Source organism: Thiothrix subterranea (genome assembly GCF_016772315.1).
Taxonomy (GTDB): Bacteria; Pseudomonadota; Gammaproteobacteria; order Thiotrichales; family Thiotrichaceae; genus Thiothrix; species Thiothrix subterranea.
In genome coordinates, this window is record NZ_CP053482.1 from 2,665,037 (window position 1) to 2,687,206 (window position 22,170).

The following is a 22,170-nucleotide window of genomic DNA, read 5'->3' on the forward strand; positions in this document are numbered from 1 at the left end:
TTTTTCCCATTCAAGAACTACAATCAGGTAGCCCCCATTTAAAAGTGTGACGTATGCAAAACTCTTCCTACCAATTCCAAACCTCCGCCCAGTTAACCAGCAAACTGGCAACCATTGATGCCGCGCAAGCCGACATCCAGCGTTTGCGTGCGCAACAGCCTGACCGTTGGCAACCCATCCAGCAAAAACTCCGCGCCGAATGGACGTATGACAGCAACGCCATCGAAGGCAGCACCCTGACGCTAGGCGAAACCATTTTCTTTTTGCAGGAAGGGCTAACGGTAGAGGGCAAACCGTTCAAGGACTTTCTCGATGCCCGCAACCATGCCGAAGCCATCGACCTGCTGTTTGACGTGGTAGCGCAAAAACGCGCCATCAGCGAATGGCTGATCAAGGAACTCAATGCCCTATTGCTGGCTGGCGTGTTGCAACAGGACGGTTCAATCCACCATTACATCGAGCCGCTGCAAGTCCCACTGGAAATGCAGCAATTGTGTGACTGGGTGAACTCAAATCTGAACCAGCTTCATGCGGTCACGGTGGCGGGAATTGCCCATTACAACATGGTGCGGATTCACCCGTTTGACGACGGCAATGGGCGTGGGGCGCGGATATTGATGAACCTGATCCTGCTGATACAAGGCTATACCCCCGTGATTGTGCGCACCACCAAACGGCGGATTTACCTGCAAGCCTTAGCAGCAGCGGATAGGGGGGATATTGAGCCGTTTCTGGATTTCATCGCCGATTCCATGTTGGATACGCAGCAGGTGATTCTGGCGGAATTGCGTTAGTCCGATAAGTTTTTTACCTTTGTGCAATGCTTGCTGCAAAGCTACAAGGCGCATTTCCGGCTTGCTTATTCTTTGACTAAACGCCGCACATGCTCAACCAGCTCATCCGACAACCAATAGCCGTGCGTGCGCAAAGCTTCAAGTAAGGGTATGACTGCGGGAATCAAGCCTTGCTTTTTCGCACTCACCAGTAATCCGGCAGTACCCGTTACTGCCAAGTCCAGTTTTTGGGCAGCCTTGCGCCCCGCATTGTCATCCAGCAGGACAAACAGCGGTTCATCCAACGAAGCTGCCAAGCGGACAACCTGCTTTTCGCCCTCATCCAAATACATGGTGGCTAGTTCAACAGCGACAGGTACAGTTTCTGGTTTGCTGCGCACTTGAATGAAGCCATCCAATGCCGCTTCCAGTGCAGCCGATTCAAAGCTGCTTTTCGCCCATAATTCGCGCTGAATAATGGGTGGGATGAATACACCATCAGGCACAAGCTGGTTCAACAAATCTAGCCGGTCGAGCTTGGCAAGTGCAACTAACGGCCCGGTATTGCTGATCACGATCATAGACCGAGCTTCTCCAGTGTCGCCACGTCAGCATCCAATTCTTGCGCCAGTTCGTCAGCGTCGTAGTTGAAAATGCTGACTTTGTATTGCCCGCATTTCATCAAAAAGTCGATGCGTGACATACCCGCCAGTTCCGCCGCTTTGCCAGAGGAAATCTTGCCTAGCTCGAACATTTTGAGTGCAGCCATGAGCAGGATTTGTTGTTCCAGTTCGGCATCCGTCAGACTAACCGCCAGCGCGAAATACGGCGGCGTTTTGATTTTAAATTCATGGGCGACGGCATTCATAGAGGTATCCTCATGCTTAGGTGACATCAAACGCGGTCATAATCTTCCGGCGGCACATTGGGTACTTTATCCAGGATGGACAAAGCATGTTGCCGCGAGCCACGGCTTGCTCGCTCCTGCAAATAGGCTTCTGTTCGCAAGGCAGAAATCTTTTCAGCCAACGCATTGATAATGAATTGGTTGATAGAAACATCGCCTTTCAGGTGCATGATCTCGTCTTTGTAATAGTCCGGTATTCTTAGTGCAAAATTCATATCATTTCTCCTGCTGTAGCCGCCAAAAGTCGCCGGGGGTAATCGGCTGGATAGCAAATGACTCCGCTACGCCCCTGAAATCGCGGATGTTGTGAGTAATGATGTAATCCGCCTGCCCATTAAAAGCCGTTTCCAGCACCATGTCATCTTTGGGGTCGGGTAGGTACGGTCGCCACAGATAATAAATTTTCTGATGCCACGAAACAGCACAAATGTCATCAATGAAAAAACCAATGTCTTGTTGGCTGAGAAGCGGGTAGCGTTGCATATGTTCAGGTCGGGTCAATACATCTTCAAACTCAATGACCAATGGCGTGGACACGATGTTCAGCCGCTGAGGATGCTGAAACAACCAGCGTAACAACAGATGCGAAGCTCCCTTATTAGAATAAAGAGCAGACAGGACTACATTAGTATCAATCACAAACTTCATAGTTGATATTGTATGCAATATTGAAAACTGCGTAAACTTTTTTAACCCGCTGCCCTACGCAACACCGCCACCCCTTGCTGCTCATACAAATGCTCCTGCGCCAGCGTCAGCAATGCCTTCGCGCCCAGCCGGTCATTGCTATCAATATCAACTAGCGTTTGCAGCCGCCCGACCGCATCCGCCAGTTCGCCCAGCCGCATTTCCAGATAGCCCGCGCCTTTGTGCGCCATCAGATAGAAGCGCGTTAGGGTCATGGACACCAGCACGCCTTGCCCCAGATGCAAGCGGGTCAAATGCCGCCAGTCTTCCGGCAGATGCAGGCGTTTGCCGCTGACGGCAATGGCTTTGTGCGCCACCACCAACGCATCCCGCAAACGGTGCTGGTAGTAGAAATAGCGGTACAGCGCGACCAGCACGTTCAAATCTTCGGGGGCGAGGAAATAGGCACGAAGCAGCAGGGTTTCGGCTTCAGGTTCTGGGTAAAGGCTGGCGGCTTCCTCCAGCAGTGCGGCAACCTCCGGGTCGATAGCGGCGTTGAAATAAAGGTCTTCGGCTTCAAAATCCTGCAAATCCATGATGTTAGTCCCCTGATTTTTTAAAGTGAATCGGATGTTCGGTGATTGGTGCGTTAGGTAGTTCGTCGTCGCACAGATCGCGGGCATCGCAGTGGTTGCATTCCGCGCTGTCGTCTTCTTGTTCGGGCAAGCAACCGCGAGTGCCTGCGGCTTCTTCGAGTAAACGGATGCGGTCGAGCAGGCACTGGATTGCGCCTGCCACCGGGTCGGGAATCAGGTGGTGGTTGAGGTCGATGCCTTCGGGGTTGTCGTTGCGGGCGACTTTGTTTTGCACGATTTTGCCGGGGATGCCGACCACGGTCTTGCCCGCCGGAATGTTTTTGACTACCACGGAATTGGAGCCAACCCGCACGTCGTTGCCCAGTTCAATCGGGCCAAGGATTTTTGCGCCTGCGCCGACCACCACGCGATTGCCGAGGGTAGGGTGGCGTTTGCCTTTGTTCCAGGATACGCCGCCGAGGGTCACGCCGTGGTAGAGAGTCACGTCGTCACCGATCTCGGCGGTTTCGCCTATCACCACGCAAGCGCCGTGGTCGATGAAAAAGCGTCGCCCGATTTTTGCACCGGGGTGGATGTCGATATTCGTCCAAAAGCGGGCAAAGTACGAAAGGAAGCGAGGAAAATACCGCCAGTCGCGTTTCCACAGGCTGTGGGCGATGCGTTGCAACATCACCGCGTGGATGCCAGGGTAGAGTGTGGCAACTTCCCAGCGGGAACGGGCGGCGGGGTCGCGTTGGAAGACGCAGGTGATGTCTTCGCGGATCAGTTCTAACAACATACCCCCACCTCCGCCACACGAGTCTGTTGCAAGAACTGCTGCAAGTCATCTGCTGTCGGTGGGCGTTTGTGTTGGGTGGAAAAACGCCGTACCAGCGCGAGAATCGCTTCCGCCTGTTCATGTTCCAGCGGTACGCCGAGCAGGGCATAGGCACGTTGCACGCCGTGGCTGCCCGAATGTTTGCCCAGCACCAGTTGGTGATGTCGCCCTATGTCCGCCGGGTCTACGCCTTGGTAATTCCGCGAATCTTTCAGCAAGCCATCGACGTGGATGCCGGATTCGTGGGTGAACACGCCTTCGCCGACCAGACTTTTTTGCCAGCCAACCGGGCGACCGGAGGCTTTTTCTACCAGTAAGGAGAGTTTGGGGAAGCGTTTTAAGTTAACGCCACAATCCAGTCCGTACAAACGCCCCAGCCCCAAGGCGACTTCTTCCAACGGTGCGTTTCCGGCACGTTCACCAAGACCGTGGACGGTGGTGTTAATGTGGGTAGCGCCTGCACGGGCGGCGGCAAGTGAATTGGCGGTAGCAAGGCCGAGGTCGTCGTGGGCGTGCATTTCGATTTCCATGTCGGTATGCGCCCGCAACGAGGTCATCCAGTCGTGGGTGGCAAACGGTTCGAGAATGCCCACTGTGTCGGCGAAGCGAAAACGTTGTGCGCCCGCTTTTTCTGCGGTTTCCAGCACTTGCAGCAGGAAATCGCGGTCAGCGCGGGAAGCGTCTTCCCCGCCGACGCACACGCCAATGCCCAAGTCTTTGGCGATTTGTACGTACGCCCAGATTTGTTGCAATACCCAAGCGCGGTCACGCTTGAGCTTGTGGAAAATTTGCTGGTCGGAAACCGAGATGGAAATGTCGATCATGTTCACCCCCAAGTCGCGGCACAGCAGGATGTCGTCGCGGCGCATCCGGCTCCACACCATCAGCCGCGCATTCAGACCGAGGCTGGCAACGGCGCGGATGGATTCGCGTTCTTCCTCGCCCATCGCGGGGATGCCGACTTCGAGTTCGGGTACGCCTAAAGCGTCCAACCCGCGTGCAATCGCCAGCTTTTCCGCGAGGGAAAACGCGACTCCGGCGGACTGTTCGCCGTCGCGCAGGGTGGTGTCGTTGATGGTGATGAAACGCTTGCTGTGGTGCATGGTGTTCGCCTTGCTGATGATCTTTGCTTGATCTCAGCAAGACTTGTGCCATAGTTTTTAAGCTGTTGTTTTTAATAAAATAGTAGTGAATTTTTCATTGGTTTTGTCGAGTCTGCGACACACGCGGACGGGTGGGAACTGTGTGGAAACCGACATTACCGGTAACGTTCCATACCCAGCCCTTCCAGTGCGATGTCCGCCGTTTGACCGTTGAGCATGGCTGCCAGTATCCGCCCGCTGCCTGCTGCCATCGTCCAGCCCAGCGTGCCATGCCCGGTGTTGAGAAATAAGCCGGAATACGGCGTTTTGCCAAGGATGGGTGTGCCATCCGGTGTCATGGGGCGCAATCCCGCCCAGAAACTGGCTTTGCTGGGGTCGCTGCCATTGGGAAACAGGTCAGACAATACGTATTGCAGCGTGGCAAGGCGTTTGGCTGGCAGGCTCAGGTCAAAACCGTTCAGTTCCGCCGTTCCCCCCAAGCGGATGCGATCCCCCAAACGGGTAATGGCAACCTTGTGGGTTTCATCCATGACGGTAGATTCGGGGGCGTGTTCCGGGTGGGTAATCGGTACGGTGAGGGAATAGCCTTTCACCGGATAAATCGGTAAGTGGATACCCAAAGGCTTGAGCAGCAACGGGGAATGGCTGCCCAACGCCAGCACATACGCATCAGCTTGCATCAAACCCTTGCTGGTTTGCACGCCGCTTAAGGTTTGCCCGCTGGCGACCAAGCCTTGAACGGTGGTGTTGCAGTGGAACACCACGCCCATCTGTTCCGCCATCCCCGCTAAGGTTTGGGTGAAGCGGAAACAGTCGCCGGTTTCATCATCCGGCAAATGCAGCCCACCGACGTATTTGTGTTGCACTTGCGCCAGTGCTGGTTCGTGGCGGATTACGCCGTCTCGGTTGAGGATATTGAACGGCACACCTTGCGCTTGCAGGATGGCGGCATCGTTGTGGATACCGTCCAATTGTTGCTGGGTGCGGAATAACTGAAGCGTGCCGAGGCTACGTTCGTCGTAATGAATGCCGGTTTCTGCCCGCAATTCGCGCAAGCAATCACGGCTGTATTCTGCCAGCCGTACCATGCGGGCTTTGTTGAGCTGGTAACGGGGCAGGGTGCAATTCCTTAAGAAAGCGCCTAACCAGCGCCACATTGCCCAATCCAGATGTGGGTAAACATGCAGCGGGCTGTGTTCCATCAGCATCCAGCGCAAGGCTTTGAGCGGAATGCCGGGAGCAGCCCAGGGCGCGGAATAACCGGGGGAAATTTGACCTGCATTGGCGTGGCTGGTCTCGAATGCCACACCGGATTGGCGTTCCACCAGTTGCACCTCATGCCCTGCCTTGGCAAGGTAATAAGCCGTGCTGACCCCAATAACGCCGCCGCCTAGGACTAGTACTTTCATGGTGTGTTACCGCTGTTGTTGTGCATCCCACAATTGTTTGAAGCGTAAATCCAGCGCGGAAAGTTCCGCATCCACGCTTTCCAGTGCTTGGAAGCCTTGGCGGGGTGGCATTTTGCCTTCACCCAGCGCTTGTTTGAGGCTTTCGCGTTGGGCGAATACTGCCGCGATGCGGGCTTTCAGGTCGGCGAGTTCTTCGGCTGCGGTCATGGTTGGCGTTCTTTGGGTAGGTGGGAATAAGGGGGCAGCATTTCCAGCCGGGTGTCGATGGCTGGGTTGCCGACGGTGAAGTGGTAGAGGCTTTGGAATTGGGTATCTTGCAAGCCCAATACCTCGTGTACGCTGTCGTCGAAGAAGCAGCCGATGCCTGTGCCGCGTACTCCAGCGGCTTCGGCTTGCAGGTAGAGGACTTGCCCGATTAAACCAGCTTCCCAGTAGAGGTGGCGGTAAACGGGTGCACCTTCTGCCAAGCCTGCGTCGAATTCTGCCAACATGCCGAGGCTGAAACTGCTGGTGGAGGCGATGTCTTGGTGGCAGGAAAGGGTGCGAGCGGCTTTGCGAGCATCGGCTTCCAGTAGGTGGAATAGCGGTAATTCCGCCGGACAGCCTTCCGGTTTTTGCCAGAGGAAATCGGGATTCATCGCAGAGCGCAAGGTAGCTTCGGCTGTTGCATGGCGTGGTAAGGCGTATAGACCAGCAGGTAAACCTTCGACGCGATGCACGAATAAGACCGGATGCAGGCGGATGGGCAATGTCCATACATCCCACGGCACGGGATTGCTGGCAGGCAGTAAGGCGGACAAGATCGCATAGAACGTGTCGCGGGGCATTGTACTGGTTTTGCCGCTGAAGGCTTGGGCACTGCGGCGTTGGCGGATTAGGGGGATTAGGTTGGGTTGGGATTCATGAACGCCTGAAGAGGGCGTATGCAATACGCCCCTACGAAGAGATGCTGTGGCGGTGGTTACTTCGTCGATGATTGACCAGTTGTGTTTGGGGAGGCCGCCTAGCGGGTTGGCTTTGCCGTACCATTGCGTGATAGTGGGGAGGTGAAACGTGCTGGCTGCGCCGGTGTGAATGCGTAAAAGCATATCGGGGTGTTCGGCTTCTGCATCCGTGAAATCGTCCGCCCGGTCGAGTCCTAATAACGCGGCGATGTCAGCATCAGTGACGGGGAGTAATTCCACCTGCAAGCCAAGGGCTGCGGCAGCGTAGCGGATTGCACCCAACGCATGACCAGCGTCAAGTTGCACATAGCGGAAGGCGCGTTCGCCGTATTTCCACGCTTCGCGCCATGCGATGCTGCTCAAGCCGAGCAGGAGTTGTGGCGGGGAATCGCTGTCAGCCAGTTTGCCGCGTAATTCCAGTGCGTGTTCGTGGGGGGCGTAGTGGTAAACGCCATCGCTCAAGCCGTCGATACCGTTGGCGATAACGTAGCCTTCAGTGGGATGCAGGTTGCCGCTGGAGGGGTTGCAGCGCAATGCCCAGCGGTCAGGGCCGTATTGTTTCCACGCGGATAAGCCGAGGGAGAGTTGCAGCAGGGCGGCAATTCCCTCGTTTTCTTCCAACGGCAGCTCCACCACCTCTGCACCCACAAACCGCCGGAACGGGTTCGGCTGCTGATCCCAGTCCAGAAACTCCGGGCCTTTGGCGTAAGCGTCCAGCCGGTGTTTGGTGCGTTCGTGGTAGGCACGTACCGTTTGTGTGGTATCCATTACAGCGTGAGTTGTACCAGATTGTCGGCGGTTGCCGATTCACTGCTGATGGTAGCGGAAACGCTGGGTTCTGGCAGTTTTCCTTGTTTTACCAGTGCTGCGAGCTGGGTTTGCAACTCACCGCTGTTGTACAGCTCTTCCACGATGTCGCTGCCACCGACCAGTTCGCCGCCCACGAAGACTTGCGGGAAGGTGGGGAATTGCGAAAAGCGCGGCAGGTATTCGTAAATGAAGGGCGATTTCAGCACGTTGACGTAGGCAAATTCCACGCCGGTCTTTTTCAGGTAGCCGACCGCTTTGCCGGAAAAGCCGCATTCGGGCGCGTCCGGCGTGCCTTTCATGTAAATCATGACTGGGTTTTCAGTGACTTGCTGCTGGATTTTGTCGAGGGTTTTGTTGCTGCTCATGGTGTGTTCCTTAAACTGCGCCCCAAACTTGACGTTTGACGCTGTTACGGTTGGCGATGGCTTCATCGAGGGTGGAAGCCTTGAATTTGGGTTTATAGCTTTTCAGGGCGTTATAAACGGTGACGACTTTATCTTCGGTGGATTGCCCTTTGAGATCGTGCTTGTCGAGGTAGCACAGATCCAGCAATTCATTCCAGATCATCCCGGCAGGCAATGAGATGAGGGTGTATTGCCGCCCGTCCACCTCCACGACAACGCTTTCTGTGAGGTTGTCGATGAAGAAAATCGGTTTGCACTCAGCGGCAAGATCGGCGGTGAAACGGCTGATGAATTCCGGCAATTCGAGGATGTTGCTGAAGTTGCCAACGACCATTAACAGGCTGGTGTCGTTGGCGAGAATCACGGCTTCTTTGATGGCGGCTTCCGGTGGGTTGCGTTTGTTGGCGACTTCGTTGAAGTCACCGAGCTTGACGATCAGGTCGCCACGGAACGCATTCAGGCCGTTTTTGGTTTTGCCGTTGATGGTGGTGAGCCAAATGAGTTCGTTGGCTTTGTAGGTATCCAGCAACATGGGGGAATCTCCTGTCAGATGAGCAAATGCCAGTGGTAGAGCAGGAAACGTGCCATCTTCGTAAGCCTTTTATTTATCATCATGTTAGGGGTTAAGTGCTGGCAGGTGTTTGTCGTAAACGCCTCTGAAACGCTTAGGCTTGTCGTATTCCTAACAATGCAAAATCACACCGATGGCATTATTAAACAAACAGTTAGCCATCTGGCACACCCCTTGCAATGTCCTTCCCAACGACTGACCGAGGTAACGCCCCATGATGAAGTCCAAAGACATTGCCGCACTGCTGGACGAACCAGCTTGTACCCACAACAAAAAGGAAAAGTCCGGCTGCGCTCGCCCAAAACCCGGCGCATCGGCGGGCGGTTGTGCCTTCGATGGCGCACAAATCGCGCTGCTGCCGATTGCAGACGTGGCGCACATTGTCCACGGCAGCATCGCCTGTGCAGGTAGTTCATGGGATAACCGTGGCACACGTTCCAGCGGTTCGCGCCTGTTCAAGATCGGTATGACTACCGACCTGACCGAACAGGATGTGATCATGGGGCGCGGCGAAAAACGCCTGTTCCATTCCATCAAGCAAGCGATTGACGGCTACAGCCCCGCCGCCGTCTTCGTCTACAACACCTGCATCCCCGCGCTGATCGGCGATGACATCGAAGCCATCTGCAAATCCGCGCAAGAACGTTGGGGAACGCCCGTCGTGCCGATTGATTGCGCCGGATTTTACGGCACGAAAAACCTTGGCAACCGCATTGCCGGTGACGCGATGGTGAAACACGTCTGCGGCACACGCGAACCTGACGCGCTGCCCAGCGGCGCGGAAAGCGACACCTTCAAAGTCCACGATGTGAATCTGGTCGGCGAATACAATATCGCAGGCGAACTCTGGCACGTCTTGCCACTGCTTGACCACCTCGGTATCCGCATCCTTTGCACCCTCTCCGGCGATGCGCGTTTCCACGAAGTGCAAACCATGCACCGCGCCAAAGTGAACATGATGGTGTGTTCCAAAGCCATGCTCAATGTGGCGCGAAAACTCGAAGACGCTTTCGGCACGAAATGGTTTGAAGGCAGCTTCTACGGCGTGCAAGACATGAACAATGCCTTGCGCGATTTCGCCCGCCTGATCGACGACCCGTACCTGACCACACGCACCGAAGCCCTGATTGCTAGAGAAGAAGCCCGCATTAACAAAGCCTTAGAACCCTGGCGGCAACGTCTCAAGGGCAAGCGCGTATTGCTGTATACCGGCGGGGTGAAATCCTGGTCAATCGTTTCCGCCTTGCAAGATTTAGGCATGACCGTGGTGGCAACGGGGACGAATAAATCCACCGAAGAAGACAAAGCCCGCATCCGTGAAATCATGGGCGAAGACACCAAAATGGTCGAAGACGGCAGCCCGCGTTCCCTAATCAATATTGTGCGTGAATACAATGTCGACATCCTCATCGCGGGTGGACGCAATATGTACACCGCGCTCAAAGCCCGCATCCCGTTCCTCGACATTAACCAAGAACGTGAGTTTGGTTACGCGGGTTATGAAGGGATGCTGGAACTCGCCAAACAACTCGCCCTGACGGTCGAAAGCCCGATCTGGCAAGCCGTGCGCAAGCCCGCGCCGTGGGCAATAGCCAAGGAGGCTACTCATGGCTGAGATCACCAAACGCAACAAAGCCCTGTCCGTCAGCCCGCTCAAAGCCAGCCAAACCATCGGCGCAGCACTCGCCTTCCTCGGCTTTCACCGCGCCATTCCGATGTTGCACGGGGCGCAAGGTTGCACCGCCTTCGGTAAAGTATTTTTCGTGCGCCACTTCCGCGAACCGATTCCATTGCAAACCAGCGCGATGGATCAAATCTCGGCGGTAATGGGTTCGGATGAAAACGTGGTCGAAGGGCTAAAAGCGATTTGCAGCAAAAACAATCCGTCATTGGTCGGTGTTCCCACTACCGGCTTGGCAGAAACCCAAGGCAGTGACGTCACAATGGCAACGGGCGAATTCCGTAAGAAATACCCCGAATATGCCCACATTCCGGTGGTGGCGTTGTCAACACCCGATTTCACGGGCTGTTTGGAAAGCGGCTTTGCCAAAGCGGTGGAAGCGATTATTGCCACGCTCGTTCCCGATGCTGCTACCGCAGGTACGCAACCGGGTAAACGCCCGCATCAGGTCAATGTGCTGGTGAATGCCTCGCTGACCCCCGGCGATTTGGAAGCCCTGAAAGACACCATCGAACTGTTCGGTTTGCGCCCGGTGGTGATCCCCGATTTGTCGGATTCGCTCGATGGGCATTTGCCAGAAGACGATTTTAGTCCGCTAACCATTGGCGGCACGCTGGTGTCGGAAATGGCAACGCTGGGCGATGCGCTGGCAACGCTGGTGATTGGCGCGTCAATGACAGCGGCGGCGGATACTTTGCACCAGAAAACCGGTGTACCGGATTACCGTTTCAACCATTTAATGGGGCTGGAGGCTAACGACCAGTTTGTCCATACCTTGCACACGCTTGCCGCCGAACCTGTGCCGCCCAAGCTGCAACGTCAGCGGGCGCAATTGCAGGATGCGATGTTGGATACGCACTTCATGCTCGGTCTGTCGCGTTTTGCGATAGCGGCTGACCCGGACTTGCTGAATGCCTTTTCGCAATTGCTGGCGGAAAACGGCGCGTATACCGTGGCGGCGGTTGCTCCGGCGAATGCGCCGATTCTCAAGCACATCGCCGCCGACAAGGTGCATATCGGCGATCTGGAAGATTTGGAAAAAGCGGCGGAAGCCAATGAAGCCGAAGTGCTGATTTGCAATTCGCACGGGCAGGAAACGGCGTTGCGGCTGGGTATTCCGCTGTTACGGGCAGGTTTTCCGCAGTATGACTTGCTGGGTGGGTATCAGCGGCAGTGGATTGGGTATACGGGAACGCGCCAGACGCTGTTCGACATTGCCAATATTTTGCTGTCGTTGGAAAAGGGCGAGATTCATCCGTATCAGTCGATTTATGCGCAGAAGCGGGATGGGGAAGGGGCGCATACGCGGCATTAATCTTCGCGGACATCCTCTTCAAAATCGCAAATACGGTCAAAAATGACGGTGGCAATGTGTGCGCACACGGCTTTTACGGTATTCCAGTCGTGCCATTGGGTGGCGAGGTTTTTGTATTCGGACAATTCCGTGTCTTCCAGATCGTAGGGCATGGCATTGGCGAGTTGCACTTGCAGTTGTTGCAAGGGCGATTCGCCGTTGTCTTGCTGGTATAACTTGTCGAATGAGCGGAGTGCTTGTGCTACCCGTTCATCGCCCATGTGGTCAGCCAGTGCCACGAAGTCGAGATAATCCCGTGTGGCATTGCGTTTGAGGATCAGCACGCCTTTGATGCGTAAAATTTCATGGTCTGTGGGTACGGTCAAGCGTTCGCCGTGATAATCAAGCACCGTTGTTTCCAAGGGGGCTTCGCGGATCAACTGCCGTACCCCGGTTTCAATTCCATCCAGACTACCCAGAATTTGTACTGGACGTTGAACGCGGGCAGTTTTCCAGCCCGCTACGGATTCGAGTTGCGCTAGTACCGTGTCAAAGCGTGCCCGTAGGTCGGTCAATACGTGGTCAGCATCGCGTGAAAAACGGTGTTCGGCGTGAATGGCGGATGCTGTTCCACCAACTAATACGGCATCGGGCAGGATGCGTTGTAAATGTGCGGCAGAAGAGAGAACGAGTTCCCAGTCAGGCAGCGGGGCGGTGTGCTTGGGCATAGTGCATCCAGAAGTGGTAACGTTGGGCGTAAGGGTCAGCTAAGTAGGGGCGGCAAATGCGTTCTACTTTTTCCAGCAATGTTTGTTCTTGTAGAACGGCTTTGCGTAGTTCTGTCCAATCTTGCCAGCGTCCACGCGAAATGATGTCGTCGATGGCAGCGAGTGTGAAACGCTGGTGGTTGAGGTGACGGTGTATCATGGTGAATAGCCCCTTTCAGTGCTTGTTGCTCCGTGTAGGATGTTTTCAACGGTTTGTCTCATAATGAGTTTCCTATTTTCAATGGTTCTTCATCGTAAGTTTATGTTACTGTCGTAATCTTGCAAATTTCAGCTATATGAATCAAAGATATACAGGACACATCCTATCCATTTGTCCTAATGCATCAACGTCAACTTCCTGTCGCAAAGTTGCAAAACGGTCTGCATGATGCGTTGTCACGGGAAGGCGAGGATGACGGTACAGCGATGCCCCATGAATCCGACTCAATAACACCACCTGTTGAGCCAAGGTAATCAAATCGGTTGAGCCGTAACGTTTGCGTAGACGTAAAGGGCGTACACTCACCGCGTTACCCCAATTTTTGCCTAATTCATCTCCACTGTAAGTTGAGACAACAATTTCATCCTGACAAGGGAAAAAGATTGCATCGCCGACTTCTGGGTTAGAAAATGTTGGCTTAATTTCTGGCGGTACAGGTGGATGTCTGCGGTATAAAACAGGTGCACCCGATTTCAATACTTCCAGTACATCAACTTCAACTTGGTGTTGTTCAGAGAACGCCTTGATAATATCCAACGACTCATAAAACTTACCATCCCGATGTAGGGTAATACGTTTTGGAACATCGCCATTGTGTGCTTTTTTGTAAAGAGTCAGACTTTTTTGTAATAATAATCCCAGTGCTTCATCATTCATCCGCTCACCTTTTTGTCTGTCAGCTAACTGCCAACCTAATTGTGCACCTTCACGAGTAAATAAGAATGCAAAGCCGGGGGAACGGGTTGTTGTTCCACCCATATCCAAGCCAATGAATAGATCAGAATCACCGGGCATATTTTCAATCGCACACAATTGACCGCCTCCTTTACTGAATAAACCCGCAGCCAAATTATGGTAGTAGGAATCACTATAGTGATTGGGTCTGTGGTCATAACGCATGAATTGAGTCGCAATTTTATGACTAAATGCTACATCCCGAATTTGTTTCTTTGGATCTTGATTAGCCAACGCAATGAGTAAAATGGCATTCTCAAAGCGATTGCCTGTATTATTAAGACGTTGATCCAACGCATCTGCACTTATGATAGGTTCAGGGAGTTTTGTTAGCGGCGGGAGTTTTTCGCTGCAAAATGATTGACAGGTTTCATAGGCTTTCTTGATTTTAGAAAAAATGACATCTTGTTCAGCATCTGAATGTTTGCCCACGATAAGTGGAATAACTTTCTGGCGAGTCATGTTGGAAAATGCCTTGAGACGTAGTACAGCTCGTTCATTATCCGCCACACCTTTATGGAAGTGCAGTTGAATATCGGGTTTTACAGATAACCGCTCATAATTAACAAATTTCAAACTATTGAATTTAGTTGCAAAAAATGGCAAATAAAGTCCTTGTGCCAATCCGCTTGCTGTATACATACGTTCCTGAATAGACCACTTCAAATTCTTGGCTAATTTGTTCAGTAATGACGAGTCGATTTGTTGTAGTGTGTCAAAATCAAACATAGGCTGAACTAGTGCAGCCAAGTGCATAACGGACTCGTTTCTTCTGCCATAACGGACACGAATCACGGAGGAGTGGGCTGCATTAGCGAGTTGCTTTTTTGAAGCCAGTGCTTTTTCTTGGTGATATTCCAGTATCGTTTTTCCCAATCCATCAATTTCAGTCTCAGGTGAAGCACTTTGATCAATACCAGCAAACTTCGCAACGGTAAATCCCTTATTGAATTCACTGTATACATGACGTACCTGATCAATTTTTTTTAACCATTCTGGACGTTTATGGATAATCCATTCAAGCGTTATTTCAGGATTTGCTAGAATACGATGCTTAATGTTTAATTCAAGTAATAAAGTACCACACGTAAGTAACTTTGGTGCGAGCTGCAAGGTTTGGAAGACGCTCAGGTAATCACTCTTTACTGTAATTCGTGTGGAGGGTTCAATTTCAGAAATAATCGCATTACCGTATTCTTGATCAGCTTCAATATCTTTACGACCCCTAGCAAGTTGTCGGGCAGCTTGTTGAATATCCTGATTAATTAAACGCTCAATGGCTTCTCTTTGCTTATTATCGCAACTAGTCAACATCAATGGTTCAGGATTTACCAAAGACAGTTTTTCACCTTTGAATTCATATTCCAGTTGTTCCATCGATTTAACAGTAATCAGCGTGTAGGCATCTAGTTCAGTAGCAGGAATCCAGCCGTTATTTGCGGAAACCATTCGTGCCATACGTCGACAACGTTTAGTTGAATCCTCATCACTTTGCCAAGGAGTAACCGTGAAACGGTATGACCAGACAGAGACTTCACTGAATTTCCTATCTGCTTCTAAAGCACTTAGCCCTATTGTCGCTGATGTATTATTTTCCATGCTATTTAATTCCTGTCGTTGCCCTTGCTATTTACTGTGACGTGATGTCTTCACATTGTTACTGTTGCTTGCCTGAATCCGCGCCAACAACGCCGCCGCGCTGTTCTCTCCGCTGATCAACTCAGGATTTTGCTCGCGCCACTCTGCTGTCAACTCACCGCGAAACGCTTTCGCCAGAATCGCCTGCGTCAAATGATTCACGCGCTGTTGGGCAACCTTCACGCGCTGCTCAATCTGATCCGCAAACGCAAACAACTCCTCCACCCGCCGCACGATTTCGGTTTGCTCTTCAATTGGCGGTAAATTAATTGGGGCAGAACACACGGTCTGCTGATTGATTTTAGGCATATTACCAGCCGTACCTGTTGCATTATCATGAAAGTATTTTCTGACTTTTTTGGATAATAAACTGTAATGTAAATATTCGCCTAGAATACTTTCATTAGGTTCGCACTTCATCATTAAATCTGGATAAACATATTTTTTTTCAGCACCTTTGTAGATAGCACTAACACCAACATAATCTAATGAATTTGCTCGTTGAATTAAAATATCTCCTGACTTTATCCATAAGTACGAATCATCGGCTATATCAATATCAATAAACTTAAATTTATCTTCTATAAAATAACCTAAAGTTGTCGCTGATAAGGTCAGATTACGATAAGGGGTATTATAATCGACTCCTTTCGGAGAATAACCGTTTCGTGGTTTCTCTTTGACTACATCCAAAACTTTTTTATTTTTCCAACCTATTAACTCTTCACTTTTACGCCACTCCTCCGTCAGTTTACCACTCACCGCCGCCGCCAGCACCGATTGGCGGAAGCGTTTCAGGATGTTAGGAATGGCATCAAGGCGCGTTTTCAGGGTATCGACTTGCGCGAGGAGGTTGTCGAGGAGGGTGGCGATTTCTTTTTGTTCGGCGAGTGGGGGAAATGCAATCTCATGTTCTTTAATTAAAGACTGAGAAATATTTGGTTGCGCTCCACCTTTGCCTTTTGCAACAAAATTATCTCTCTCATTAAGAATTAAATAATATAGGTAGTCGGTAAATGTTATTCCAACTATCGGCTGACCTACTGCACAGGCTTGATTTGTGGTTGCATTTATTCCGAGTATTGAAGTTTTGCCAATTGTTGCACCATACATAGCCAGCGCAACAGAACCTTTAGGGAATAATTTTGCGCTTGAATTAGTAATAGCTTCTTGCGTGATAAATTCATCAACACGAGTTAATATTTTGCAACCAAGATCGCCTGTTTTTACCCAAGGTACATTTCCACCATAATATTCTGTGTTTTTACGAGATGGTGTACCACCTGAACCCCAATGGGCAATTTCACCGAGAGTCGTATTAGTCCAGCCGTTAGGAAGTTGATTGGTCATGCTTGATCATCCTTATTCAGCCAGTCGTTTTGTAGTTCTTGTTCGATACGTTCAATGCTGGGGAGTTTGTCTTCTAAATCGGGTGGGAGTGCTTGGGCGAGTTGGTATTCGGCAATGCCAATGGGTTTGCTGTTATCGCGTAAGGCGTATTCGGCAATGATCTTGTTGCGGTTTTTGCAGAGTAATAAGCCAATGCTAGGCGCATCGTGTTCGGTTTTGAAATGATCATCCACGGCGGATAAATAGAAGCTCAATTGCCCGGTGTGTTCCGGTTTGAAATCCCCCGCTTTGAGTTCAATCACCAAATAGCAGCGCAATTTGAGGTGATAGAACAGCAGGTCAAGGTAGAAGTCTTGCCCGCCAATTTCCAGATGAACTTGCTTGCCAACAAAGGCGAATCCCGCCCCAAGTTCGATCAGAAATTGGCTGATGTGTTGGGTGAGTGCTTGTTCAATATCACGTTCCCGCGCTTCTGCACCCAAGGAGAGAAAGTCAAAAATATACGGGTCTTTGAGCGTTTGCTGGGCAAGTTCGGACTGCGGAGCAGGCAAGGTCTGCGCAAAATTCGTGGCGGCATTGCCTTGACGTTCCAGCAAACGGCTTTCGATTTGGTGAACCAATACGTTGCGTGACCATCCGTGTTGTCGGGATAGTTCCGCGTAGGTTAACCGCTCAACATTGCCTTTCAGTTTGGTCAGTAACACCAAATGATGACTCCACGGCAATTGTGCAACAGGCTGTTGCACAAATTCAGGTTCACTCCATGCCTCGGCAAATGCTCGCATATACTTCAGATTTCGTGCTGAAAATCCTTTCAATTCGGGGAAGGCTTGCCGCAAATCCTGCGCCAGTTGCTCAATGACTTTCGTACCCCAGCCCTGTTGTTGTTGGCGTTGTAGGATGTCATTGCCAATCTGCCAATACAGCTTGAGCAATTCTTGGTTAACCGCTAACGCTGCCCGTTGTTGCGCAGTGAGAATCTGGGCTTTCAGTTCGCCCAGCCATGTTTGGTAAGCGGTGTTGGATAGCTCACTCATACTGCTTCACCACGCGTTTTACCTGCTAACGCTTCTATTAGCCCTTGTAAACCAGTCATGGCAGATTCCAATTCAATCAAAGCTTCCGCCGCCAGCTCTTCCGGCTCTGGCAAATTCGCCGCATCCACGCTGTTTTCATCTTTCAGCCAGCTAATATCCAGCGAGTCACCCTTGGTATCGCGCACGTATTCCCGGCTAAAGCAGCGCCAGCGCCCATTCTCACCCTGATCAATACGCGGGTTTTCCGCATAACACACTTCAAACGGCTCAAGGTGCGACGCACTAAACGGCGTGCGCTTGCCGAAGCTGGGCATATTGGTACGCAAGTCATACACCCAGATATGTTGCGTGCAGTTTTCGTCCTGATCCTTGTTGGTTGCTGTGCCACGGGTGAAAAACAGCACATTGGTTTTGACCCCTTGCGCGTAGAAAATCCCCGTCGGCAACCGCAAGATGGTGTGCAGATTGCACTTGTGCATCAAGTCACGACGAATCTCTGTTCCCACGCCTGCCTCAAACAGCACGTTGTCAGGCAATACCACCGCCGCCCGTCCACCCGGTTTGAGGGTGCGGTAAATGTGTTGCAGGAAGGCAAGCTGCTTATTGCTGGTTTTGTAGGTGAGGTCATCGCGGGTAATGCTGGCTTCGCCGCCTTTCGCCGTGCCGAACGGTGGATTCGCCAGCACGATGTCGCATTTTTTCAGCGTCGCCCCGACTTGCCCCAAGGCATTGCCCAGATGTACCACGCCTTCGTTGTCGCCTTCCATGCCATGCAGCAAGCAGTTCATCAACGCCAGCCGCCGCGTACCGGGAACCAGTTCCACCCCGATAAAAGCGTTGTTCACCTGAAAGTGTTGCTGTGCTTCGGGCAAGGCATACAGGTTGTCGGTACGCTCCTTGATGTAGGCATCCGCCGCAATCAAAAAGCCCGCAGTGCCTGCCGCCGGGTCTTGAATGGTTTCGCCCGCTTGCGGCTGGATGCAATTCACCATGCTATTGATCAGCACCCGTGGGGTGAAATATTGCCCCGCACCGGATTTGGTTTCGGAAGCATTTTTCTCCAGCAAACCTTCGTACAAATCACCCAAACCGTCGCGTTTCGCGCTGAACCAGTCGATTTGCTCCAACGCTTTCACCAGTTGTTCCAGATGGCGCGGTTCACGCAAGCGGGTTTGCGCATCGGCATAAATCGCCGCAATCAACGGGTCACGGTCTTTCGATAAATCCAGCAACATCTGTTTGTAATAGTTGAGCAACACCAGCCCCGATTTGCTGTTGATGTCTGTCCAGCGTCGCCCTTGCGGCAAGGTATGTTGCCCCAGCAAGCCCGCTTCGGTGTTTTCATGCACCATCTTTAAAAACAGCAGCAGCACCAGTTCAGCGACGTAATCGCTGTAATTAATGCCGTCGTCACGCAGCACGTCGCACAAATTCCAGAGTTTTTGCACGATGTCGTTATTGGTCATGGGGCTTCCTTGTTTTGATTTTTAACTGGCTTGCTGCCAGAGGTGTTCACTCAATTGGTCGAGGACACTTTCTAACTGACCCGATAGCAGTTTGTCCAGCCGTTTCGCGCCGCCATCCCGCGCAAAGGTGCGATTGACGAATTCGTGGTCGATCACGGTTTCATGTACCAGTTGTTTGGCAAGGCGTTCCAGCCAGTTGCGTTGCACGGGTGTCCACGGGTGCAGGCTGTAAATTCGCTGCATTCCGGCTTGCACGCGCTGTTCAAACGGTATCAAGGCTTCGCCCAACGCCGCCTGACGAATATAGCCGATAATGCTGGCGGCAATGTCCTGATTGCTTTGGTTACGCCAAGCGGTTTGCAGGTTGACGGCGGAATAGCCCGCACTGTCCAGCAGCAATTTCACTTCACGCAATTGCTCACGGGTCAGGTCACGCGGTTTGTTGACCACCACGGCTAAGGCGGCGGATTGATTGATTTGCTCGCGGATGAACTGGTTGAAACTGTCCAGATAGTCAGCGGGTTTTTGGTACTGACCGTAGCTTTGTTCGCGTACCAACAGTTCGTCGTCATGTTCGGAAATCAGCGGGTAGTGTTCGCCGCCCAACAGTTGGCGGATGGCATCGACTTGTTGCAGCAAGCCGTGGTGCTGTTGCAGGAAGCTGGCGGCTTGTTTTGCGCCCAACTGATGCAAGTGCTGGTGCAACTTGTCCGGCGCAATACCCCACAGGTTTTCCAGCTCATCCAGCTTGGTTTTGAGTGCCGGTTTGCGCTCGGCTTTGTGGGTGGCTTTGCGCATCACCCGCATGATTTTCTGGTTGAATTGGTTCAACACATCATCGGCTTGACTGGTATTGGTTTGTTCGCCAGTCGTGAGTTCGTCATACAGTTGTTCCAGCGTGATATTCGGGTCTTTGACCAACGGCTTCATGGTGGAAACGTCTTGCAGGCTGGCGTAAATGTCCACCGGGTCGTAGATTTTGAACACGGTTTTGCCGATTTCATCGCAACGGCGCGTTGCCCGCCCGATCATTTGCTCGTAGAGGATGCGTGACGATACACGGCGCATGAACACCAGATGGGCAATTTCTTCCACATCAATTCCCGTCGTCAGCAAGTCCACGGTAATGGCAATATTGGGGTAACGCTCGTTTTTGTACTGGCGGATCAGTTGCCTTACTTTGTCGCTTTGTCCGGTGATTTTGCGTACTGCTGCTTCATTGTAATCGTCTTCGTAGACTGCCTTGAACGCCTCGTCCAGCAGGCGTTTGACCATATCGGCGTGCAAGTCGGTGGCACAGAAAATCAGGGTTTTCTCCAGACCAAACGGGTCAAGTTCTTTGGCGAGTTGGTCACAAATGACCTTGTTGAACGGTTCGGTGATCACCCGCTTGTTGAAGGCTTCCACCTTGAAACCTGTGTCATCTTCCAGTTCGGCGGTATCGACTGTGCCATCACGGGTATTGAGGCGGCTGACGGTTTCGCCTTTTTCAAACTTGATGCCGTTTTGACTCAATAGCGTGGTGTAACGGATTGGGGGTTCGTGGTCGATCAGCCAGTCATCTGCCACGGCTTCGCGGTAGGAATAGGTGTAAACGGGTTTGCCGAAAATCTCGGTGGTGTGTTTGGCTGGTGTGGCAGTCAGCCCGATTTTGACCGCATCGAAATAGTCCAGCACGCGGCGGTAACTGGATAAATATTGGCTGGCAGCACGGGTGCTGAGTTCGCCTTCAGTCATTTCCTGATCGAGCGTGTAACCCCGATGCGCTTCATCAATAATAATGCAATCGAACTGGTCAACAGGCGGTGGCGTGTCGGACTGGAAAATCCGCATCACCATTGCTTGCACGGTAGCAACCTGAATACGGGTCTCGGCTTCCGCCTGCATGTCGCCGAGTTCGGCAATGTTGTAGATTTTGGATAGGGTTTGGTTTTGCTCCAACGGTGCTTCATTGAAAGCATCCTGCGCTTGATCTCCCAAGGCGGTGCGGTCAACCAGAAACAAGATGCGGCGGAAGTGTTCGGTCTTGAGGAAACGGTACATCAAGCCAATGATGGTACGCGTTTTGCCCGTGCCAGTTGCCATTGCCAGCAAGCAGTGTTGCTGGTTGTTCTGTAATGCCCGTTCCGTCGCCTGAATGGCTTTTTCCTGATAATCACGCAACTTGAGGTAAGCAAACCCTTCCTGTTGCAACTGCTGCTGGGCAGCTTCGCGGCTACGTTTCAGCCGATCCAGCAAACCATCGGGCGTATGGAATTGCTGCAACGCCCGTGCCGTATTCGCAGGCGCACGCACATCCCGAAACCATGTGCCGGATTGTTCCTTGAGTTGCTGGATAAACGGGCGACCATTGCACGAATACACGAATGGGATGTGGTAATGTTCCTCGGCTTCATCTGCCCACGGGATATTTCGCCCTTCCTGTTCCCACGCCGCTTGCATGGCTGCTTCGACGCGAAAACCACGGGCGTAGCGTTCGGCTTGGGTAATTTTGCCAGCAACATGGGTGTTTTCGCGCTTGGCTTCAACCACTGCAATCGGGGTTAATCCAGCAAACAGCACGTAATCGGCGCGTTGTTTGCCCGTGGTAGGCCATTCGGCAATGGCTTTGTTCTTGCCTTTTTCGGGGCGCGTGCCCTGTGTGTAATGCAGAAGTTGGCTGTCAGCTTCCCAACCCGCTTCTTGCAATTGTTGGTCGATGATAATGCGGGTGAGGTCTTCATTGAGGTTGTCATCGAACGGCAATACCGGGCTGTGTTCTTGCAGAAAAACGAAATTACTCGTGTGTTGTTTCATATTGCCCCAAACCCCTTAAATGCGAAACGCCTGAGCAGTTTATAACACTGCTGGTTATTTAGCAGTGTCACCTGTCACACATCCCTCATTCATCCCGCCTTTGTCGCATTCACGACAAAGCACAAAGACCCGATAACTCTTTTTTAACAATCAGTTATCAAACTGGCATAAGCCTTGCAAACCCCCTGTAAACCAGCGGAAATACCCGCCCATGCTGAAGCAAGA

Annotated in this window: 22 protein-coding genes; 3 read left to right on the forward strand and 19 right to left on the reverse strand. The window is 52.2% G+C overall.

All coding sequences use genetic code 11. The features are described from left to right. Nucleotides 1-53 precede the first annotated feature (53 nt). Complete coding sequence (locus HMY34_RS13205) at nt 54-794, forward strand: Fic family protein (RefSeq protein WP_202715937.1); 741 nt, start codon at nt 54-56, stop codon at nt 792-794. 65 nt (nt 795-859) lie between these two features. On the opposite strand, the gene HMY34_RS13210 is transcribed toward HMY34_RS13205, so the two are convergent. The 12 genes from HMY34_RS13210 to HMY34_RS13265 form a co-directional block, all read right to left on the reverse strand. After that, the gene (locus tag HMY34_RS13210) at nt 860-1,354 is read right to left on the reverse strand and encodes a PIN domain-containing protein (protein ID WP_202715938.1); all 495 of its coding nucleotides are present in this window, start codon (nt 1,352-1,354) and stop codon (nt 860-862) included. Then, nucleotides 1,351-1,641 (reverse strand): UPF0175 family protein, encoded by a 291-nt coding sequence (locus HMY34_RS13215; protein WP_202715939.1) that lies wholly within the window; start codon nt 1,639-1,641, stop codon nt 1,351-1,353. Before HMY34_RS13215 ends, HMY34_RS13210 begins: the two co-directional genes overlap by 4 nt. A gap of 26 nt (nt 1,642-1,667) precedes the next feature. After that, the gene (locus HMY34_RS13220) at nt 1,668-1,895 is read right to left on the reverse strand and encodes a CopG family transcriptional regulator (RefSeq protein WP_202715940.1); all 228 of its coding nucleotides are present in this window, start codon (nt 1,893-1,895) and stop codon (nt 1,668-1,670) included. 1 nt (nt 1,896) lies between these two features. Further along, entirely contained in the window at nt 1,897-2,328 is a 432-nt protein-coding gene (locus HMY34_RS13225; RefSeq protein WP_202715941.1) for a putative toxin-antitoxin system toxin component, PIN family, read from the reverse strand. 41 nt (nt 2,329-2,369) lie between these two features. Further along, nucleotides 2,370-2,903 (reverse strand): hypothetical protein, encoded by a 534-nt coding sequence (locus tag HMY34_RS13230; RefSeq protein WP_202715942.1) that lies wholly within the window; start codon nt 2,901-2,903, stop codon nt 2,370-2,372. 4 nt (nt 2,904-2,907) lie between these two features. Beyond that, a complete protein-coding gene (cysE, locus tag HMY34_RS13235; protein ID WP_228287855.1) occupies nt 2,908-3,681 on the reverse strand; it encodes a serine O-acetyltransferase in 774 nt (257 codons plus the stop codon). Beyond that, nucleotides 3,672-4,823 carry a homocitrate synthase gene (gene nifV, locus HMY34_RS13240; protein WP_202715943.1) on the reverse strand — a complete coding sequence of 384 codons (1,152 nt, stop codon included), beginning with the start codon at nt 4,821-4,823 and terminating at the stop codon, nt 3,672-3,674. The genes cysE and nifV overlap by 10 nt, the downstream gene beginning before the upstream one ends. 155 nt (nt 4,824-4,978) lie before the next feature. Then, on the reverse strand, nt 4,979-6,232 hold the full coding sequence (locus HMY34_RS13245; protein ID WP_202715944.1) for a D-amino acid dehydrogenase: 1,254 nt from the start codon (nt 6,230-6,232) through the stop codon (nt 4,979-4,981). Nucleotides 6,233-6,238: 6 nt separating this feature from the next. After that, on the reverse strand, nt 6,239-6,439 hold the full coding sequence (locus HMY34_RS13250) for a hypothetical protein (RefSeq protein ID WP_202715945.1): 201 nt from the start codon (nt 6,437-6,439) through the stop codon (nt 6,239-6,241). Continuing rightward, a complete protein-coding gene (locus tag HMY34_RS13255; protein WP_202715946.1) occupies nt 6,436-7,944 on the reverse strand; it encodes a SagB/ThcOx family dehydrogenase in 1,509 nt (502 codons plus the stop codon). Before HMY34_RS13255 ends, HMY34_RS13250 begins: the two co-directional genes overlap by 4 nt. Continuing rightward, nucleotides 7,944-8,351: a Grx4 family monothiol glutaredoxin gene (grxD, locus tag HMY34_RS13260; protein WP_202715947.1), complete on the reverse strand. Its 408-nt coding sequence runs from the start codon at nt 8,349-8,351 to the stop codon at nt 7,944-7,946. The genes HMY34_RS13255 and grxD overlap by 1 nt, the downstream gene beginning before the upstream one ends. Nucleotides 8,352-8,361: 10 nt before the next feature. After that, nucleotides 8,362-8,922: a hypothetical protein gene (locus HMY34_RS13265; protein ID WP_202715948.1), complete on the reverse strand. Its 561-nt coding sequence runs from the start codon at nt 8,920-8,922 to the stop codon at nt 8,362-8,364. Between the two features lie 253 nt (nt 8,923-9,175). Between HMY34_RS13265 and nifE the strand changes: the two genes are divergently transcribed. Both nifE and nifN read left to right on the forward strand, forming a co-directional pair. After that, a complete protein-coding gene (nifE, locus tag HMY34_RS13270; RefSeq protein ID WP_202715949.1) occupies nt 9,176-10,576 on the forward strand; it encodes a nitrogenase iron-molybdenum cofactor biosynthesis protein NifE in 1,401 nt (466 codons plus the stop codon). After that, complete coding sequence (gene nifN, locus HMY34_RS13275) at nt 10,569-11,957, forward strand: nitrogenase iron-molybdenum cofactor biosynthesis protein NifN (RefSeq protein WP_202715950.1); 1,389 nt, start codon at nt 10,569-10,571, stop codon at nt 11,955-11,957. Before nifE ends, nifN begins: the two co-directional genes overlap by 8 nt. Here the strand turns inward: nifN and HMY34_RS13280 are convergent. The 7 genes from HMY34_RS13280 to hsdR all read right to left on the reverse strand — a co-directional run bounded on the left by HMY34_RS13280 (nt 11,954) and on the right by hsdR (nt 21,945). Continuing rightward, entirely contained in the window at nt 11,954-12,664 is a 711-nt protein-coding gene (locus tag HMY34_RS13280) for a hypothetical protein (RefSeq protein ID WP_202715951.1), read from the reverse strand. The genes nifN and HMY34_RS13280 overlap by 4 nt on opposite strands. Then, complete coding sequence (locus HMY34_RS13285) at nt 12,636-12,863, reverse strand: hypothetical protein (protein WP_202715952.1); 228 nt, start codon at nt 12,861-12,863, stop codon at nt 12,636-12,638. Before HMY34_RS13285 ends, HMY34_RS13280 begins: the two co-directional genes overlap by 29 nt. Before the next feature lie 141 nt (nt 12,864-13,004). Then, nucleotides 13,005-15,257 carry a Piwi domain-containing protein gene (locus HMY34_RS13290; RefSeq protein WP_202715953.1) on the reverse strand — a complete coding sequence of 751 codons (2,253 nt, stop codon included), beginning with the start codon at nt 15,255-15,257 and terminating at the stop codon, nt 13,005-13,007. A 27-nt stretch (nt 15,258-15,284) separates the two neighbouring features. After that, the gene (locus HMY34_RS13295; RefSeq protein ID WP_202715954.1) at nt 15,285-16,646 is read right to left on the reverse strand and encodes a restriction endonuclease subunit S; all 1,362 of its coding nucleotides are present in this window, start codon (nt 16,644-16,646) and stop codon (nt 15,285-15,287) included. Beyond that, nucleotides 16,643-17,683 (reverse strand): PDDEXK nuclease domain-containing protein, encoded by a 1,041-nt coding sequence (locus HMY34_RS13300; RefSeq protein WP_202715955.1) that lies wholly within the window; start codon nt 17,681-17,683, stop codon nt 16,643-16,645. Before HMY34_RS13300 ends, HMY34_RS13295 begins: the two co-directional genes overlap by 4 nt. Continuing rightward, complete coding sequence (locus tag HMY34_RS13305) at nt 17,680-19,149, reverse strand: class I SAM-dependent DNA methyltransferase (protein WP_202715956.1); 1,470 nt, start codon at nt 19,147-19,149, stop codon at nt 17,680-17,682. The genes HMY34_RS13300 and HMY34_RS13305 overlap by 4 nt, the downstream gene beginning before the upstream one ends. A gap of 21 nt (nt 19,150-19,170) precedes the next feature. After that, nucleotides 19,171-21,945 (reverse strand): type I restriction-modification system endonuclease, encoded by a 2,775-nt coding sequence (gene hsdR / locus HMY34_RS13310; RefSeq protein WP_202715957.1) that lies wholly within the window; start codon nt 21,943-21,945, stop codon nt 19,171-19,173. Nucleotides 21,946-22,170 lie beyond the last annotated feature (225 nt).

Coding starts and splice junctions, on each gene's coding strand:
- HMY34_RS13205 (WP_202715937.1), top strand. CDS start 54: ATGCAAAACTCTTCCTACCAATTCCAAACCTCCGCCCAGTTAACCAGC.
- HMY34_RS13210 (WP_202715938.1), bottom strand. CDS start 1,354: ATGATCGTGATCAGCAATACCGGGCCGTTAGTTGCACTTGCCAAGCTC.
- HMY34_RS13215 (WP_202715939.1), bottom strand. CDS start 1,641: ATGAATGCCGTCGCCCATGAATTTAAAATCAAAACGCCGCCGTATTTC.
- HMY34_RS13220 (WP_202715940.1), bottom strand. CDS start 1,895: ATGAATTTTGCACTAAGAATACCGGACTATTACAAAGACGAGATCATG.
- HMY34_RS13225 (WP_202715941.1), bottom strand. CDS start 2,328: ATGAAGTTTGTGATTGATACTAATGTAGTCCTGTCTGCTCTTTATTCT.
- HMY34_RS13230 (WP_202715942.1), bottom strand. CDS start 2,903: ATGGATTTGCAGGATTTTGAAGCCGAAGACCTTTATTTCAACGCCGCT.
- cysE (WP_228287855.1), bottom strand. CDS start 3,681: ATGTTGTTAGAACTGATCCGCGAAGACATCACCTGCGTCTTCCAACGC.
- nifV (WP_202715943.1), bottom strand. CDS start 4,823: ATGCACCACAGCAAGCGTTTCATCACCATCAACGACACCACCCTGCGC.
- HMY34_RS13245 (WP_202715944.1), bottom strand. CDS start 6,232: ATGAAAGTACTAGTCCTAGGCGGCGGCGTTATTGGGGTCAGCACGGCT.
- HMY34_RS13250 (WP_202715945.1), bottom strand. CDS start 6,439: ATGACCGCAGCCGAAGAACTCGCCGACCTGAAAGCCCGCATCGCGGCA.
- HMY34_RS13255 (WP_202715946.1), bottom strand. CDS start 7,944: ATGGATACCACACAAACGGTACGTGCCTACCACGAACGCACCAAACAC.
- grxD (WP_202715947.1), bottom strand. CDS start 8,351: ATGAGCAGCAACAAAACCCTCGACAAAATCCAGCAGCAAGTCACTGAA.
- HMY34_RS13265 (WP_202715948.1), bottom strand. CDS start 8,922: ATGTTGCTGGATACCTACAAAGCCAACGAACTCATTTGGCTCACCACC.
- nifE (WP_202715949.1), top strand. CDS start 9,176: ATGATGAAGTCCAAAGACATTGCCGCACTGCTGGACGAACCAGCTTGT.
- nifN (WP_202715950.1), top strand. CDS start 10,569: ATGGCTGAGATCACCAAACGCAACAAAGCCCTGTCCGTCAGCCCGCTC.
- HMY34_RS13280 (WP_202715951.1), bottom strand. CDS start 12,664: ATGCCCAAGCACACCGCCCCGCTGCCTGACTGGGAACTCGTTCTCTCT.
- HMY34_RS13285 (WP_202715952.1), bottom strand. CDS start 12,863: ATGATACACCGTCACCTCAACCACCAGCGTTTCACACTCGCTGCCATC.
- HMY34_RS13290 (WP_202715953.1), bottom strand. CDS start 15,257: ATGGAAAATAATACATCAGCGACAATAGGGCTAAGTGCTTTAGAAGCA.
- HMY34_RS13295 (WP_202715954.1), bottom strand. CDS start 16,646: ATGACCAATCAACTTCCTAACGGCTGGACTAATACGACTCTCGGTGAA.
- HMY34_RS13300 (WP_202715955.1), bottom strand. CDS start 17,683: ATGAGTGAGCTATCCAACACCGCTTACCAAACATGGCTGGGCGAACTG.
- HMY34_RS13305 (WP_202715956.1), bottom strand. CDS start 19,149: ATGACCAATAACGACATCGTGCAAAAACTCTGGAATTTGTGCGACGTG.
- hsdR (WP_202715957.1), bottom strand. CDS start 21,945: ATGAAACAACACACGAGTAATTTCGTTTTTCTGCAAGAACACAGCCCG.